This window comes from Rhizobium sp. CF122 (assembly GCF_000282035.1).
Lineage (GTDB): Bacteria > Pseudomonadota > Alphaproteobacteria > Rhizobiales > Rhizobiaceae > Rhizobium.
Genome location: NZ_AKKA01000071.1, coordinates 79,726 through 94,567 on the forward strand (window position 1 = coordinate 79,726; position 14,842 = coordinate 94,567).

The window sequence follows — 14,842 nt, forward strand, 5'->3', positions numbered from 1 at the left end:
GACTGCAACGCCATTTTGCATCTACGGCAATCGACTTCACACAGTTTCATGTGATAGCACCGCTGTCGAAAAACTATTGAATGGACAAGAACATAGATGAGCCGTCTGGACAGCTTCATCCGCCGTTTGACGGCTCAGCGCGATATCCTCAATGCAATCGTCGAGCTTGTGAACGGCACCGAAGGCCCGGTGCTGGAATTTGGCCTTGGCAACGGCCGCACCTACGATCATCTGTGCGAGCATTTTCCGGATCGTCGCATTATCGCCTTCGATCGTGAGGTCCGCTCATATTCGTCCTCCACGCCGCCGGCGCAGAATATGGTGACCGGCGACATCCGTGAATCCGGGCAGGCTTTCGTCGGCATCGGCGCAGCTCTCGCGCATGCCGATATCGGTACCGGTCATGACGACATCGACGCGATCACGCTGACATGGCTGCCGCAACTGATGGTCGGCGTCCTTGCCAAAGACGGGATTGCCGTCAGCGGTCTGCCGCTGGATCGCCCGGAGTTGGAGCCGCTGGCGCTTCCTGCAGGCGTGAAGGAAGGCCGCTACTATCTCTATCGGCGGAAATAATCAGGGAAGAAACAGCACGTCGTACTGTTCGATGCTGCCAGGCAGGTTCACGACCTTCATCTCCTGCTCTTCCTCCTCGAAGAAGACCAGGCAATTCTCGTAGAAGCTGGCGAGCGTCTTGATGAATTCGCGGGTCTGTTCCGGTCCGTAGAAGAGTGGCGTGAACTCCATGTAGAGAGGCACGCGGCGCGACAGGAGTGGCAGCATCGAGCGGCATGCGACCGGCTCATAGCCTTCGATGTCCATCCAGACGAGGCCGATATCGGCAGGATCGATCGAAAGCTCATCGAGGATCTGTGTCACCGGCTTGACCGGGACGCTCGTCTTCTCATCGCTGGCACTCTTTCGGTACGCGCTGCTTTTTCCATGATTGTTGGCGTTCATAAAGAAGTCGATCTCGCCAGCTGTCGCCCCAGCGGCGCAGTTGACCAGCGTCACCATCCCATCGAGCTTGTTCTGGCGGATATTCTTCTGCAGCAGCGGGAAGTTGCGCGGGTCGGGCTCGATGCTGACGATGCGGGCATAGGCGCCGCTCAGCGCGAAGTAGACGGTCTGCGTTCCGATGTTGCCACCGATCTCCAGGAGATGGCCGTGCTTGCGCATCAGGCCCCGCTCACGCAGCACCGTGATCAGCCGGTCAACATGCTCGCGCTCGAAGTGCCCCTTTCGAAAGACCTTTCGCCCGATGTAGTCGGATGGCGAAAAGGTCATGAGGTGATCACCCGCATCGACCGTCATCGAGACGACCCGCGGCCCGATGTTCTCGATCAGCAACCGCCGCCCGGTGCGGGTATTGAAGAACCTGCTGGCAATCGCATTGCGTGCCCGGCGCAGGCGCTTCTTCCAGAATTTGGCCTTGAGCCAGTCGCGGCCTGTCATGCATCTTTTCCTTCGACCAGTTCGGCGGCTTTGTCACTCGCAATGACATAGACTTTCAAGGGCAGGGCGCGGCCACGCACACTGATTTCACGGCTTTCGACACCGGCCGTATCCGCTCCGGACAGGTTTGCGACCGCTTCGGAAATGACGATTGCCGCATCGAATTCCTTGGCAGCTGTCTCCAGCCGGCTTGCAACGTTCACCGTATCGCCGATTGCGGTAAGGTTGCGCACCCGGCCATAGCCGAGCGTTCCGACAACCGCTGGGCCAGAGTGAATGCCAATGGCTATGTGAAGCGGCATGGAAAGTTCGCCCGAAAGCTCGGCGCCGAGCTTCTCGATATCACGAACGATGGCCGCCGCCGCCGCAAGCGCTTGGCGACAGGCCTCTTCGGGAGAGCTGCCGATGCCGAAGAGCGCCATGGCGCCATCGCCGATGAACTTGTCTATTCGCCCGCCGGCTTTCTCGACGGCATTGCCGACCAGCGCAAAATAGCGGTTGAGCAGGAATACGATGTCGAAGGGGAGCCGCGTTTCCGTCAGCGAGGTGAAATGACGGATATCGCAGAAGAGAACGGTGATCTCTCGTTCACGTCCGGGGCTCGTCTCCTGAGTGTTGGGCGGCAATGCCGTCTCCGGTGCTGCAACGAGCAGCGGCGCGACTGTCACGTCATGCGTCGGTCGCAACTGGCAGGCAAGGCGCACATCGGGCGCTGCGTTGATCCGTTTGAGCGTCGCATGCTCCAGCTTGTCGGGCGGCGGCAGATCGTCATAGCGGCTGAGGATCTGGACCCGGCAGGTCGAACATTGCCCCTTGCCGCCACAGACAGAATAGTGCGGCAAACCGCCCAGCCTGCTTGCCTCAAGAACCGTAAAGCCGCGCGGCACGCTGATCGCCTCACCGCCCGGATACCGCACGGTGATCTGATTGACGCGCTCCCTCCACCGCCGCCAGGTCCGCGCACCGAAGACAATCAGCAGCGCGCCCGAAAATGATCCATACAATCCGGCCCGGATCATCGCGATCTGGCGCTGCGCTTCCGGGTCTGAATAATAGCGGATGTTGAGGTTTTCCTGATACCGATCCGTATTGACCATGCCCTCGTAAGCAGGTTCCGCAATCGTTCGACCCATTTCGATGAAGCCGAGTATGCCAAGCACCGGCAGCAGGATCGCAACGGCAAGCAGCATTGCGGCGATGCTATCGTACCAGGGGCGGTAGCGTAGCCAGAAGTGCAGGCCGATGCAGCCGTGGGTCCATACAGCGAGAAGCGCGACAACCTGTCGCCAGCCGTTGGCTGGCGAGGTGATCCAAAGGAGACGAACGATCGTCTCGTAGTCATCCCGATTCCGGAAGAGCGTGTGGGCAATCCGCGTGCCGATGACATGGTCGATCAACAGCAGCGGAATAGCGATTCCAAGCACGATCTGGGTCATCTCCGCGGCCGGCATCGCCAGGCTCCTGCGTCTATAAACGGAGCGCAGAACCAATGTGATGTGAGTAAGGACCGCCCCGTAAAACACCACCGTTCCCACAGGGTTGCGCCAGATCGCCAAGAAAAGCCTTCGCCCATCGTCAGCCGCCTGGACGGAAATCAGACCCAACGCATGGTTGGAGAGATGCAGCAGCACGAAGACAAACATGACGAGCCCGGAACCGAGCCGAGCCCGTCTGATCGAGCGCTCTGAAAAAATACTGGTGGCAGCGATCGTCGCCATTCATTCCCGTTCTTGAATACCAAATGACAAATGCAATAGAGAGGGCGGAATTGAGGTGGAATTGCCGCCACTGCGATTGCGATCGCCTTTCATGTTTATCAACAAAACTTATGCAAGCCGACAATAGCGGAATTTCTGGTGGCAGGCCCATACAACGATTGTAAACAGTGTGTGTCGATGGAGGTGCGGAAATGCGGATTGCGTACTACGCACCGTTGAAATCCCCGAACCACCCCGTTCCATCCGGCGACCGCCTGATGGCGCGCCTGCTCATACGCGCTCTGGAGTATGCCGGACATTCGGTCGAAATCGTCTCGGAGTTCCGCAGCTTTGCAGCGACACCGCAGGAGGCGACCGGGCAGCGGTCCGCCGCAGAGGCGGAATTGAAGCGCCTGCGGGACGACTGGACAAGCAAGCCGCGCCCCGACCTCTGGTTCTGCTATCATCCCTACTACAAATCGCCCGATGTCTTCGGGCCGGCACTCTGCCGGGAATTCGCCATCCCATACGTCACAGCCGAGGCGTCCTATTCGGCGAAAAGAGATGCGACGGAATGGGGCGAGCAACAAAGACTGGTCGTGGACGGCGCCCGCGCGGCAGCCGTCAACATCATGTTCACCGAGCGCGACCGGGCCGGGTTGGTACAAGCCCTACCGACGGGTTCATTCGCCGCCCTGAAGCCTTTCATCGATACAACGCTTTTGGCGACCGCCCCGCCTCAGGTGAAGCCGGAACGCCTCATCGCCGTCGCAATGATGCGCAGCGGCGACAAGATGCAGAGCTACACGATGCTCGCGGCGGCGCTGCAGCACCTCGGGGATCGCCCCTGGACGCTGGCAATCGCCGGCGATGGGCCGATGCGGGCCGACGTGCGGCAGTTGTTTGGCGCCTTCGAATCGGATCGCATCGAATGGCTCGGAGAGCTCAGCGCCGGCGAAATCGCTGATGAGCTCGGCCGCTCCGGCATCTACGTATGGCCGGGTTGCGGAGAGGCCTACGGGCTTGCCTATCTGGAGGCCCAGGCGGCGGGACTACCGGTGGTCGCCCAGCGGACTGCGGGCGTTCCCGAGGTGCTCATCGACGGCGTCACCGGCCATCTGACGCCCGCAGGCGATGTGCCGGCCTTCGCAGCGGCAATCGCGGCTTTGCTTGACGATCCCGTCAAGCGCTCGACAATGGGCGCAAGCGCGCGTCACTTCGTTCTGAAGGAACGTTCGCTCCAGGTTGCAGCGAAGGCGCTCGATGCCATTCTGCAGACTTATGTGAGACGAAAAGCATGACCGACGATCAAACCTGGACGCCCCTCCGGCAGGAACTGGACCGCTGGCGGTCGGCAGGTCGACAGGCACGACTTTGGTTGCGCGACGACGACGCAATCGAGCCGACCGATGCACTCGAGAGCCTGCTCAGGATAACCCGTCAGTCTTCCGTCCCACTCACGATTGCGGTTATTCCGGCGTCGACTGGCGAAGCGTTGGCAACGCGCCTCTCCCGGGAAGATCACGTTCTTGTTGCCGTCCACGGCTGGTCGCATGCAAACCATGCCGGGCCGGACGAAAAGAAACAGGAGCTCGGCCGCCACCGACCGGCGCATACCGTGCTTGGGGAATTGCGCGATGGCCTAGTCACGCTCCAAGATCTTTACGGTCCAAGGCTTTTGCCCATGCTGGTGCCGCCTTGGAACAGGATAAGCGAAGAGCTGGTCCCGCAGCTTGGCGCGCAGGACTTCGATGGGCTGTCCGTATTCGGCAGAGCCAAGGCCGGCAACCCGATCCGCCTGCTGAATACCCATGTCGATGTCGTCAATACCCGCGGACAGCGCGGCAACCGTCCGCATGCGGATCTGGTTGGAGAATTGGTGGTGGAATTACAGGCTCGCTTTGCTAGCGACGATGAGCCGATCGGCCTACTCACCCACCATCTGGTGCATGGGGCGTCGGAATGGGAATTCCTGGCCCGTCTCTTCCGGGAAACCGAACATCATCCCGGCGCCATCTGGATGTCGGCGCGCGATCTGCTTAGCTGAGTTCGAGGACCTGATTGTCCCTGGCGGCGAAAGCCCCTGGGAACGAAGCCTGTGCCTCCTGTTCCATCTGCTCCAGCTGCGTATCCGTGCGCGACGGGGCATGGTGGAACAGGGCAAACTGCTTGGTTCCGGCCATCTTGGCGAGTTCGACGCCATGCTGCCAAGTGGAGTGGCCGAAGCCTTTGAAGCGCTGCATCTCGTCTTCGTTATAGGTGCAGTCGTAGACGGCGAGATCGACGTCTTTCATCATTTCGAGCGCAACCGGATCGTAGAGGCCGGGGATATGCTCGATGTCGTAGATCAGGGCCACCGAGCGTCTCTTCCATTCGATACGGTAGCCGATCGCGCCGCCGGGATGGTTCAGCATGAAGGTCTTGATCTTGATACCGGGCCGCGGCTCCAGCGTCTGACCCGCATGAAAGTCGCGAAAGCTCATAGTCGCCTGGCAGATGTCGGTTTTGACAGGAAACCATGGGGGGCTGATGAACTGCTCGATCATCTCGCGGGTGCTCATCTTTCCGTCGAGATGGCCGGACCAGATCGTCAGATCGATGGTGGGATAATAGATCGCCTTGAAGAACGGCAGGCCGATGATGTGGTCGTAGTGACAATGGCTGAAAAACAGGTCGACGTCCCGGACGTCCTCATTCAGCATAGCAAGGCCAGCTTCGCGTACGCCCGATCCGGCGTCGAAGATCATCCGGTGTTCACCGCAGCGAATTTCGATGCACGAGGTGTTGCCGCCATAGCGATCGAATTCGGGGCCCGAGACCGGGATGCTGCCGCGAACGCCCCAAAACTTTACCTGAAACAGATCTTTACTCATCGCGTCTTCAAATTGGGCCAACCCCACAACGCTATCGTAATCATATCATGATTAGCAAGCGAAGCGTGGAATTCCATGGGCGACCCCGTATCGTTGGTATCGTTTCTACCGGCTATCAGTTCAACTGGTAGATTTTCCTAAGCAATCGATTTTTGCTTCGGAAAGCAACTGTCTATGGTTTGTTTTCGGTAAACGGACCATAACGCTTGGGCAGGACAGAAGCGACACGGTCCGCATTTCTTTGTATTAGATGGTTGCTCGGCCCTCCAAATACAATTGTCGGCTCCTTCGCCAAGAGTATGAGGCGCTGGGACATTGGGGGGCAACGCGACGATTGCATCGCCCGGACTTAATGAAGCCCTCCAACACCCAGCAGACGCTCTACAGTGTCGTGATCGTCAGACAGTTCCTTGGGCGCACCGGCCCAGGCAAGACGCCCGCGCTCGAGCACGATCACGTGGTCGGCAAAATCCAAGGCGCTCTGGATACGTTGCTCGACAAGAAGAATGGTCATGTCGCCGGTCTTGGCGAGCTCGGCGAAAGCCGCCATCAGTTCCTCGCAAATGACGGGCGCCAACCCCTCGAGTGGCTCGTCAAGGAGAAGCACCGACGGGCGGCCGAGGATTGTGCGCGCCGTGGACAGCATCTGCTGTTCGCCGCCGGAAAGCTGGTTGCCGAGGTTGCGGCGTCGCTCCTTCAAGCGCGGAAACATCCCGTAAGCTTCCTCAAGCGCGCTCTTTGCACGGCCTTTCAGGCCAACGAAAAGGTTCTCCTCGACCGTCAAGGTCGGAAAGATGCAGCGTGCCTGCGGCACATAACCCAATCCCTTGTGAGCACGGGCAGCACTTGGCATCGCCGTTACATCGGCTGCGCCGATGCGTATCCTACCATCATAGCGTTTGGTCTGTCCGGCCAGCGTCGCAAGTAGCGTGGTCTTGCCCATGCCGTTGCGACCGAGAACGGCGAGGCGCGCGCCGGCAGGAACGGAGAAGGAAACGCCTTCGAGAACGCGTGTCGGTCCGTAGCCGGCGGACAGGTTTTCGACCTCAAGCGGCGTGGCTGGCATTGGCATAGCTCCCGAGATAGGCCTGGCGAACGCGGGCATCCTTGGTGACATCGGCAGGCGATCCGTCGAAGATGATCGCGCCGGCAGCGAGAACGACGACGCGCTTGGCGAAGCGGAAGACGAGGTCCATATCGTGCTCGATCATCAAGACGGCGAGATCGGTGGGCAGGTCGGCAAGCGCCTGCTCGATGCGGCCGGTATCGCTCTGGGGGACACCGGCCGCCGGCTCGTCAAGCAGCAGCACCTTCGGCCGCAGCGCCATGGCGACGGCGATCTCCAGGAGACGTTGCTGGCCGTAGGCAATCTCGTTGACCTTGCGATGCATGAGATGAACGATGCCGAGCGTTGTGAGCAGGTCGCATGCCTCGTCCATCACATCGGGCATCGCAAGGAAATTTCCGAACATGCGGCCCGTGCGTCCCTGACGCTGGAGGATGGCAAGGGCCACATGCTCGGCCGGCGTCATCTCGAGGAAGAGCCGGGTAACCTGGAAGGAGCGCACCAGGCCGCGCTTGACGCGGCCATTGGCCCCGATCTTGGTGACGGTCTCGCCGGCAAGCCGGACATCGCCGGAATCGGGCTGAAGGTTGCCCGTCACAAGATTGACGAATGTCGTTTTGCCCGCTCCGTTCGGTCCAATCAGCGCCACGCGATCGCCCGGTGCCATCGACAGCGACACGTCGTTTGTCACCGCAAGGCCACCGAAGGATTTCTTCAGGTTGAGGACTTCGAAGACCGCGCTCATTGTCCCGCCTCCTTCTTCCGGTTCAGGAAGGCTGCGGCGGAACCATAGAGCCCCTTCGGGGCAAACAGGACAACGGCGATCAACAGTGCGCCGACCATCGTCAGCCAGTGGAACGGATTTGCCGCCGAGACATAATCCTCAAACAGCATGAAGATTACAGTTCCAGACAGCGCGCCAAACAGCGAGCCCGTGCCGCCGAGGACGAGCATCACAAGCGACTCCGCTGACAGCGTGAAGGAAAGGCTGTCGAGGCCGACGACCTGCGTGGTGATGGCGTTGAGTGCCCCACCGACGCCGGCGACTGCTCCCGAAATCACGTACATCTTCATCAGGGCGGCTTTTGGCGAGGCGCCCATCGCGCGCACGCGGACCGGATCCTCCTTGATGCCGCGACACAGCATGCCGAAGGGCGAGCGCACGAGCAGGCGCAGGAGCACAAAGACGATGAGCAACAGGACGATCGCAAAGACATAGGCGGTATGGCCATAGAGATCGAACTCGAAGTAGCCGAAGATCGGATCGGCAGAGATGCCCGACAGGCCATCGCTACCGCCGGTCCAACTGGACGCCTTGTTGGCGAACTCGTGGAAGAGATTGATAAGCGCGATCGACAGCACGAGCTGTGGCAGGCCGTGGCCACGCAGGATGACAGAGCCGCTGACAAATCCGGCTACTGCCCCGCCGACGATGCCTGCAAGCGTCATCAAAAGCGGATCGTTGATGCCGTAGTGAGCCGAGACGATGCCGGCCGCATAGGCACCTGATCCAAACAGGGCCGCATGGCCAAGTGTCGCAACCCCGCAGTAACCGGTGACGAGATCAAGCGACAAGACAAGCAACGCGGCCGCGACGATACGCGTGAGCAGCGCAAGATTGTCCGGAAACAACAGGTAGCCGATCGCGGCAACGACGACGATGGCGACGACGCCCGCCACATCACGCCCCATCGAGCGACGCGGGCGGGCGGGCATGGAAATTGCTGCTTCGGTATTCATGACGATAGCCATTCTATTTCGTCCTTCCCGCAAGGCCACGCGGGAAGATGCAGATGATGGCGATGACCGCGAGGTAGAAGAAGAATTCGCCGAACTCCGGCATCAGGTAGCGTCCGGTGGTGTCGATGCCGCCAAGCAGGAGACAGGCCAGCAGGGCCCCAGGGATGGATCCCGCGCCGCCGACCGAAACCACCACGAGGAAGGTCACCATGTATCTGAGCGCATAGTAGGGTTCGACGGGCAGCAGTTCGGCGCCGACAACGCCGCCGAAGGCGGCAAGCCCGACGGCGACCGCAAAGCTCAACGCATAGATGACTTCGGTGCGTACCCCGAGCGCTGCGGCCATGGCGGCATTGTCGACGGAGGCGCGCAGCTTCACCCCGAAGCTTGTTCTTTCGATCGCGTACCAAAGCCCGACGGCGACAGCGAGACCGCACAGGATCGCAAACAGGCGATGGACTGGGATGGTTCGGAAGCCAAGATCAGCCGAGCCCTGAAGTCCTGATGGTAGCGGGATCGTCTTCAGCGTTGGACCGAAGACGTAATTGGCAATACCGATGATGCAGAAGGTGATGCCGATGGTCATCAACACCTGCGTCAGTTCCGGCGCCCCATAGATCCGCCTATAGAGAAAGCGTTCGACAGGAATTGCTATGATCACCGTACCAACGACAGCAGCGATCACCGCAACGCCGTAACCGAGCCCGAGATCGTGCGCCGCATAGGAGGCGATGTAGCCGCCGATCATGGCAAAAGCGCCGTGCGCAAGATTGACGACGCGCATCAATCCCATTGTCACCGACAGACCGATCGAGATGACGAACAGCACCATGCCATAGGCAAGCGCATCGACGGCTATGCTGAAGACTGTTTGCATGAGGTTGTCCCGATGCTGTTGGAGCGGGCCGGTGTTGCGGTGCTTGCAGCGCACTCGGCGCTGCCAGCATTTTCCGGTCCACTGCAGATATCAGAAGCCGTTACTTCGCAGCCGCAAGGCCAGGATCACCCTGTTTTTCGAACGTCTGGACTTCCTTGTTGTAATAGGTCCCATCATCGGCCTTGGTGACTTCGCGCAGGTAGATGTTCTGTGTGATGTGGCGGCTTTCCGGATCGATCGAGACCGGACCACGCGGGCTGACCCACGTCAGCCCCTTGACGGCCTCGACAGCCTTGGCCGCGTCCTGCTTGCCGCCGGTCGCCTCGATCATCTTGTAGATGACATGCATGCCGTCATAGGCGCCGACGGCCGGGAAGGACAGCTCCGCCTTGTTGCCGATCGCCTTGGCTGCGGCTTCGACAAACGCCTTGTTTTCAGGAGAGTCATGCGAGACCGCATAATGGAAGGTCGTCTGAATGCCGAGAGCAGCATCACCAAGTGCTGGAAGGTCGGATTCCTGCGTTAGGTCTCCCGGCGCGAAGAACTTGATGCCGGCGGCCTTGAGACCGTTCTCGTTGTAGGCCTTGACGAAGCCGAGCGTCGTCGGACCGGACGGCAGAAAGGCAAAGACGCCCTGCGCGCCGGAATCCTTGATGCGCTGCATGATCGGGCTGAAATCGTTTGTCGACAGCGGCATGCGGATCGCCTCGACGACCTGGCCGCCTTCCTTTTCGAAGGCTGCCTTGAAGGCATTCTCGGCGTCGACACCCGGACCGTAGTCGCTGACGACTGAGATGACCTTGCTGACGCCGGCGTCATGGGCGACCTTGGCGATCGGGGTCGAGGTCTGCCATGTCGTGAACGAGGCGCGGACCACCAGTGGGCTCTTGGTGACGATCGCCGATGTGGCAGCATTCATGATCACGAGCGGCGTATTCGCCTGCTTCAGGATCGGTGTCACGGCCATCGCATCAGGCGTGAAATAAAAGCCGGCCAGGTACTGGACCTTTTCCTTGACGACCAGTTCCTGTGCCAGTGCCTTGGACTGCGCCGGATCGGCGGCCGGAAGATCGCGGTAAATCACTTCCACAGTATTGTCGCCGACCTTGTTGCCGTTGATCGCCATGTAGGCGTCAATACCGGCCTTAAAGTTCTTGCCCTGTAGGGCAAATGGACCCGAGAACGGCCCAACGACACCCACCTTGACGCTGTCGGCGTAGGCCGCTGTGCTCATGACGATTGCCGCAACCGCGGCCAGGACAAACCGTTTCATAAATCCTCCCATTGACGATGGCGCACTCCCACGCCGGATTAGCTCGGAGCTAAATCTTGGCGATAGTGTCTCATCCCAAACGGTAATGTAAAATGAAATAAAAGCCGGAATTCATACTTCCAGGGTTATGAGTTTCGCTGCCCAATTCGCTTGATATGACCGGCCAGTTCAAGCGCCAGACGAAGCGAAGCGGCTGTAGCCATAACCATTTGCGGCAGAATAAGCCATTCGAGCATCCAGGCCGCGCCCGATCGCTCCTGTTCATGCACCAGCGACTGATGGCAACCGGAAAGCTGGGTCGCATTGAAGCGCGCAAGAGCAACCAACGCTTCAGCGGCGACCGGATTTTGCTTGTGCGCCATTGCGGACGAACCGCCGCCACCCGCAAGCTCGATCTCATCGCCGGCCTGCGCCAGAAGCGCGATATCCTGGCCAAATTTGCCGAGGCTGCCACTGATGAGTGAGAGCAGATTGGCGAAATCAGCGATTATCCCGCGTTGGCTTTGCCATTGCGGCGTGTCGGAAAGGCCGAGTTCCTGAGCAAGAGCAGCGCGTATGGCCGGTGCGTGATCCTGAAGCTTGTCGAGCGTGCCGGCCGCCCCGCCAAACTGCACGGGGAACCGCTGTTGGGTCAGCCGGTCGCGATAGCCGCCGAGCGGCGCGCTCCATGCACGAAGACGATCCGACACGGTGATCGCAATCGCTGCCTGCATGCGTGTGCGCCCCATCAGGACATTCTTTCCAAACTGCGCGTCGAGATTGTCGAACGCCGTGGCAAGCTGCGAGAGCCGACTTGAAAACAGGAACGCGATTGCCTTGAGCCGAACCATCAGACTGGTGTCGATGACATCCTGGCTCGTGGCGCCGAGGTGAACGCAATCGGAATACGGACTTCCGACTGCCTTGCGAAGCTGTTTGACGAGATCAGCAACCACAACCCCATCGCGGGCAGTGGCCGCTCTCAGATGCAAAACGTCCGGCTCAAACGTCGCGCAAACTGTGCCGATATGGCGTGCGGCCTCGTGCGAAATCAGACCATGAACGGCCTCGGCCTTCGCGAGCGCTGCTTCAAAGCCGAGCATCGCGCGAATATCCGCCTGCGCGGAGAAATACGAAGCCGTCTCGTCGTCGCCAAGCAGGCCGGAAAGAAAGGGGTGATCGTAAGCTGAGATCGTCATCAGTATCTTTCTTGCGGGAACCGATAACTGCGCCCGGAAATCGTCGCGTTGCAAGGTCCCCGCAGCCCTGCGCTCAGATATCCAGGAACACGGTCTCCCTGTCTCCTTGAAGTCGAATGTCGAAGGTGTAGGTCGAGCCCTCGCGAACGGCAATCAGCGTGTCGACGCGCTCGCGGTGCTCGATGCGCAACAGCAGCGGGTCGGCCTTGTTGGCCTCGGTCTCCTCGGGAAAATACATGCGCGTGTGCAGGCCGATGTTGATTCCACGAGCGACGATCCAGAAGGTGATGTGCGGCGCCATCTTGCGTCCGTCCTTGAAAGGAACGCGACCTGGCTTGACGGTGTCGAAGGCAAATACGCCGTCTTCGGCGCGCGTCGCGCAGCGACCCCAACCGGTGAAGTTCGGATCTGCCGTGCCACGCATTTCAGACGGGCTGTTATAGAGGCCGGCGCTGTCGGCCTGCCAGATTTCGATGACGGCATCGCGGACCAGCGCACCAGCTCCGTCAAGAACGCGGCCGGTCACGGTGATACGCTCTCCGAGAGTCTTGTCGTTGACCATCATCGAGCCAAGGTCGTCTTCATAAACGCCACCGATGTCGCAGAAGTTCGGCGTTAGGCCGATATGAACGTACGGGCCAGCCGTCTGCGACGGTGTTTCCTTGAGGTAGCCTGGTTCCTGTACCATCAATTCCCCTCCAGGCGGTTCTCGAACATAGTCGAGCGGCGGCCGCGCAGCACGATATCGAACTTGTAGGCGCGCGCATCCATCGGAATTGTATTGCCCCAGTCGAGCGGTGCAATCAGCTGCTCAATGGCGCGCTTGTCCGGGATCGTGCCGACAATCGGACACTTCCAGATCATTGGATCACCCTGGAAATACATTTGCGTAATCAGACGCTGGGCAAACCCGTGGCCGAAGATCGAAAAGTGGATATGGGCCGGCCGCCAGTCGTTGACGCCGTTCGGCCAGGGATAGGCCCCTGGGCGAACCGTACGGAAAGAATACTGACCGTACTCGTCGGTGATGCAGCGTCCGCAACCGCCGAAATTCGGATCGATGGCGGCGAGATAGGTTTCCTTCTTGTGTCGATAGCGCCCGCCGGCGTTGGCCTGCCAGAACTCGACAAGAGCACCCGGCACCGCCCGGCCACGTTCATCGAGCACGCGGCCATGAACGATGATGCGTTCGCCGATGGCACTCTCGCCTGGCTTGGCGAAGTTGTGGATCAAATCATTGTCGAGCTCGCCGATGACAGAATGGCCGAAGACCGGGCCTGTGATCTCCGAGATCGTCCCGTCGAGCGAGAGCAGTGCGCGCTGCGGCGAACGCAAAACAGAGGTCTTGTAGCCCGGGGTGAGGGCGGGCGCGTGCCACGCGCGATCACGGGCGAAGAAAGCGCCGGTTTCAGGCTTGCGGTTGGTGAGGTCAGACATACTGTACCTTTCAGGTCGCCTTGCCGGCGTCCATCTGTTCGAAAACGTGCTTGGCGATCTTGATGGCGTGATTGGCCGCGGGAACACCAGCATAAATCGCCACGTGCAGCAGCGCCTCGCAGATGTCATCTCGTGAGGCGCCGGTGTTGGCGGTGGCGCGCACGTGCATGGCCACCTCGTCATCCTGGCCGAGCGCGGCAAGAAGCGCGATGGTGACGATCGATCGCTCACGGCGCGTCAGCGTCGGGCGCGACCAGACGTGGCCCCAGGCGGCTTCCGTGATTAGGTCCTGGAACGGCTTGTCGAAAGGCGTCGAACTCGCTTCGGCGCGATCGACATGGGCATCGCCCAGCACAGCACGGCGCGTCGCCATCCCTTGCTGAAAGCGCTCCGATGGCTGGTGGAGTTCACTCATGGGTTCTTGTCTCCATGCAATGCGAAATCGATGAACGCGCGGATGATTGCCGTCAGCGCTTCCGGCTGCTCCACGCAAGGGATATGGCCGGCGTCGCGAATGATCTCGAAGCGGGCGTTGGGAATGAGCTTGGCGGTCTGCTTCACAAGGTCGGGCGGTGTCGAGCCGTCCTGATCCCCAACGATGCAGATCGTCGCAACGCCGATCTTGGCGGCAGCCTCCGTGTAGTCGGCGTCACGGATCGCCTCGCAGGTGGCGAGATAGCCTTCCACCGGCTGGCGCACGAGCATGTTGCTGTAGCCGTGATAGGCCGTATTCTCGGGCCGCCGGAAGGCCGGCGTGAACCACAGTTTCATGACACCATCGACAATACTGCCGATGCCCTTGCTGGCAACGGTTGCGATCCGCGTATTCCAGCTTTCGGCAGTACCAATCTTGTGCGCGGTATCGCAAAGGATCAGCCCCTGCACCATGTCGGGACGCGCCTTGTAGAGCGCCTGAGCAATCAACCCGCCCACCGAAAGACCGCAGATGAAGGCCTGCTTGACCGCCAAAAGATCGAGCAAACCGGCAAGATCGGAGGCATGGTCTTCGATCGAATAAGGAACCTGACCGACATCGGAAAGCCCGTGGCCGCGCTTGTCGTAAACAACGATCGCATAGTCCCCGGCCAGTCGCACAATCACGTCACGCCAGATGCGGAAATCGGTGCCAAGCGAATTGGCAAAGACAATGACCGGCTTGTCGGCGGGGCCGCCGATCAGCTGATAGTGGATCGCGATGTCGTTGATACGAGCAAACTGCATGGCAAATCTCCTCTCCGCGCCAATC

16 protein-coding genes are annotated in these 14,842 nt (G+C 60.3%); 3 read left to right on the forward strand and 13 right to left on the reverse strand.

All coding sequences use genetic code 11. The features are described from left to right. Positions 1–96 precede the first annotated feature (96 nt). Positions 97–576 carry a class I SAM-dependent methyltransferase gene (locus tag PMI09_RS14160; RefSeq protein WP_007794972.1) on the forward strand — a complete coding sequence of 160 codons (480 nt, stop codon included), beginning with the start codon at positions 97–99 and terminating at the stop codon, positions 574–576. On the opposite strand, the gene PMI09_RS14165 is transcribed toward PMI09_RS14160, so the two are convergent. Both PMI09_RS14165 and PMI09_RS14170 read right to left on the reverse strand, forming a co-directional pair. Further along, complete coding sequence (locus tag PMI09_RS14165) at positions 577–1,455, reverse strand: FkbM family methyltransferase (protein WP_007794975.1); 879 nt, start codon at positions 1,453–1,455, stop codon at positions 577–579. After that, positions 1,452–3,173, reverse strand: coding sequence for an adenylate/guanylate cyclase domain-containing protein (locus PMI09_RS14170; protein WP_007794978.1), 1,722 nt, complete (start codon positions 3,171–3,173; stop codon positions 1,452–1,454). The genes PMI09_RS14165 and PMI09_RS14170 overlap by 4 nt, the downstream gene beginning before the upstream one ends. Positions 3,174–3,364: 191 nt before the next feature. Here PMI09_RS14170 and PMI09_RS14175 point away from each other — a divergent pair, with 191 nt between their 5' ends. Then, on the forward strand, positions 3,365–4,453 hold the full coding sequence (locus PMI09_RS14175; RefSeq protein ID WP_007794980.1) for a glycosyltransferase family 4 protein: 1,089 nt from the start codon (positions 3,365–3,367) through the stop codon (positions 4,451–4,453). After that, the gene (locus PMI09_RS14180) at positions 4,450–5,199 is read left to right on the forward strand and encodes a polysaccharide deacetylase family protein (protein WP_007794983.1); all 750 of its coding nucleotides are present in this window, start codon (positions 4,450–4,452) and stop codon (positions 5,197–5,199) included. The genes PMI09_RS14175 and PMI09_RS14180 overlap by 4 nt, the downstream gene beginning before the upstream one ends. Here PMI09_RS14180 and PMI09_RS14185 read toward each other — a convergent pair. From PMI09_RS14185 to pcaD, 11 genes are all read right to left on the reverse strand, one after another. Further along, entirely contained in the window at positions 5,192–6,025 is an 834-nt protein-coding gene (locus PMI09_RS14185) for an MBL fold metallo-hydrolase (RefSeq protein WP_007794985.1), read from the reverse strand. The genes PMI09_RS14180 and PMI09_RS14185 overlap by 8 nt on opposite strands. Positions 6,026–6,374: 349 nt before the next feature. Next, positions 6,375–7,091 (reverse strand): ABC transporter ATP-binding protein, encoded by a 717-nt coding sequence (locus tag PMI09_RS14190; RefSeq protein ID WP_007794989.1) that lies wholly within the window; start codon positions 7,089–7,091, stop codon positions 6,375–6,377. Continuing rightward, the gene (locus PMI09_RS14195; RefSeq protein WP_007794992.1) at positions 7,072–7,836 is read right to left on the reverse strand and encodes an ABC transporter ATP-binding protein; all 765 of its coding nucleotides are present in this window, start codon (positions 7,834–7,836) and stop codon (positions 7,072–7,074) included. Before PMI09_RS14195 ends, PMI09_RS14190 begins: the two co-directional genes overlap by 20 nt. Beyond that, positions 7,833–8,843, reverse strand: coding sequence for a branched-chain amino acid ABC transporter permease (locus PMI09_RS14200; protein ID WP_007794994.1), 1,011 nt, complete (start codon positions 8,841–8,843; stop codon positions 7,833–7,835). Before PMI09_RS14200 ends, PMI09_RS14195 begins: the two co-directional genes overlap by 4 nt. A gap of 1 nt (position 8,844) precedes the next feature. Then, a complete protein-coding gene (locus PMI09_RS14205) occupies positions 8,845–9,708 on the reverse strand; it encodes a branched-chain amino acid ABC transporter permease (RefSeq protein ID WP_007794997.1) in 864 nt (287 codons plus the stop codon). A gap of 100 nt (positions 9,709–9,808) precedes the next feature. Then, positions 9,809–10,981 carry an ABC transporter substrate-binding protein gene (locus PMI09_RS14210; RefSeq protein ID WP_007794999.1) on the reverse strand — a complete coding sequence of 391 codons (1,173 nt, stop codon included), beginning with the start codon at positions 10,979–10,981 and terminating at the stop codon, positions 9,809–9,811. Positions 10,982–11,106: 125 nt separating this feature from the next. Beyond that, a complete protein-coding gene (locus PMI09_RS14215; RefSeq protein ID WP_037083106.1) occupies positions 11,107–12,159 on the reverse strand; it encodes a 3-carboxy-cis,cis-muconate cycloisomerase in 1,053 nt (350 codons plus the stop codon). Between the two features lie 73 nt (positions 12,160–12,232). Then, the gene (pcaG, locus tag PMI09_RS14220) at positions 12,233–12,847 is read right to left on the reverse strand and encodes a protocatechuate 3,4-dioxygenase subunit alpha (RefSeq protein WP_007795006.1); all 615 of its coding nucleotides are present in this window, start codon (positions 12,845–12,847) and stop codon (positions 12,233–12,235) included. Continuing rightward, positions 12,847–13,596, reverse strand: a complete 750-nt coding sequence (gene pcaH, locus PMI09_RS14225) for a protocatechuate 3,4-dioxygenase subunit beta (protein WP_007795009.1) — start codon at positions 13,594–13,596, stop codon at positions 12,847–12,849. The genes pcaG and pcaH overlap by 1 nt, the downstream gene beginning before the upstream one ends. Before the next feature lie 10 nt (positions 13,597–13,606). Continuing rightward, a complete protein-coding gene (gene pcaC / locus PMI09_RS14230; RefSeq protein WP_007795013.1) occupies positions 13,607–14,011 on the reverse strand; it encodes a 4-carboxymuconolactone decarboxylase in 405 nt (134 codons plus the stop codon). Further along, a complete protein-coding gene (pcaD, locus tag PMI09_RS14235; RefSeq protein ID WP_007795017.1) occupies positions 14,008–14,817 on the reverse strand; it encodes a 3-oxoadipate enol-lactonase in 810 nt (269 codons plus the stop codon). The genes pcaC and pcaD overlap by 4 nt, the downstream gene beginning before the upstream one ends. Positions 14,818–14,842: the final 25 nt, after the last annotated feature.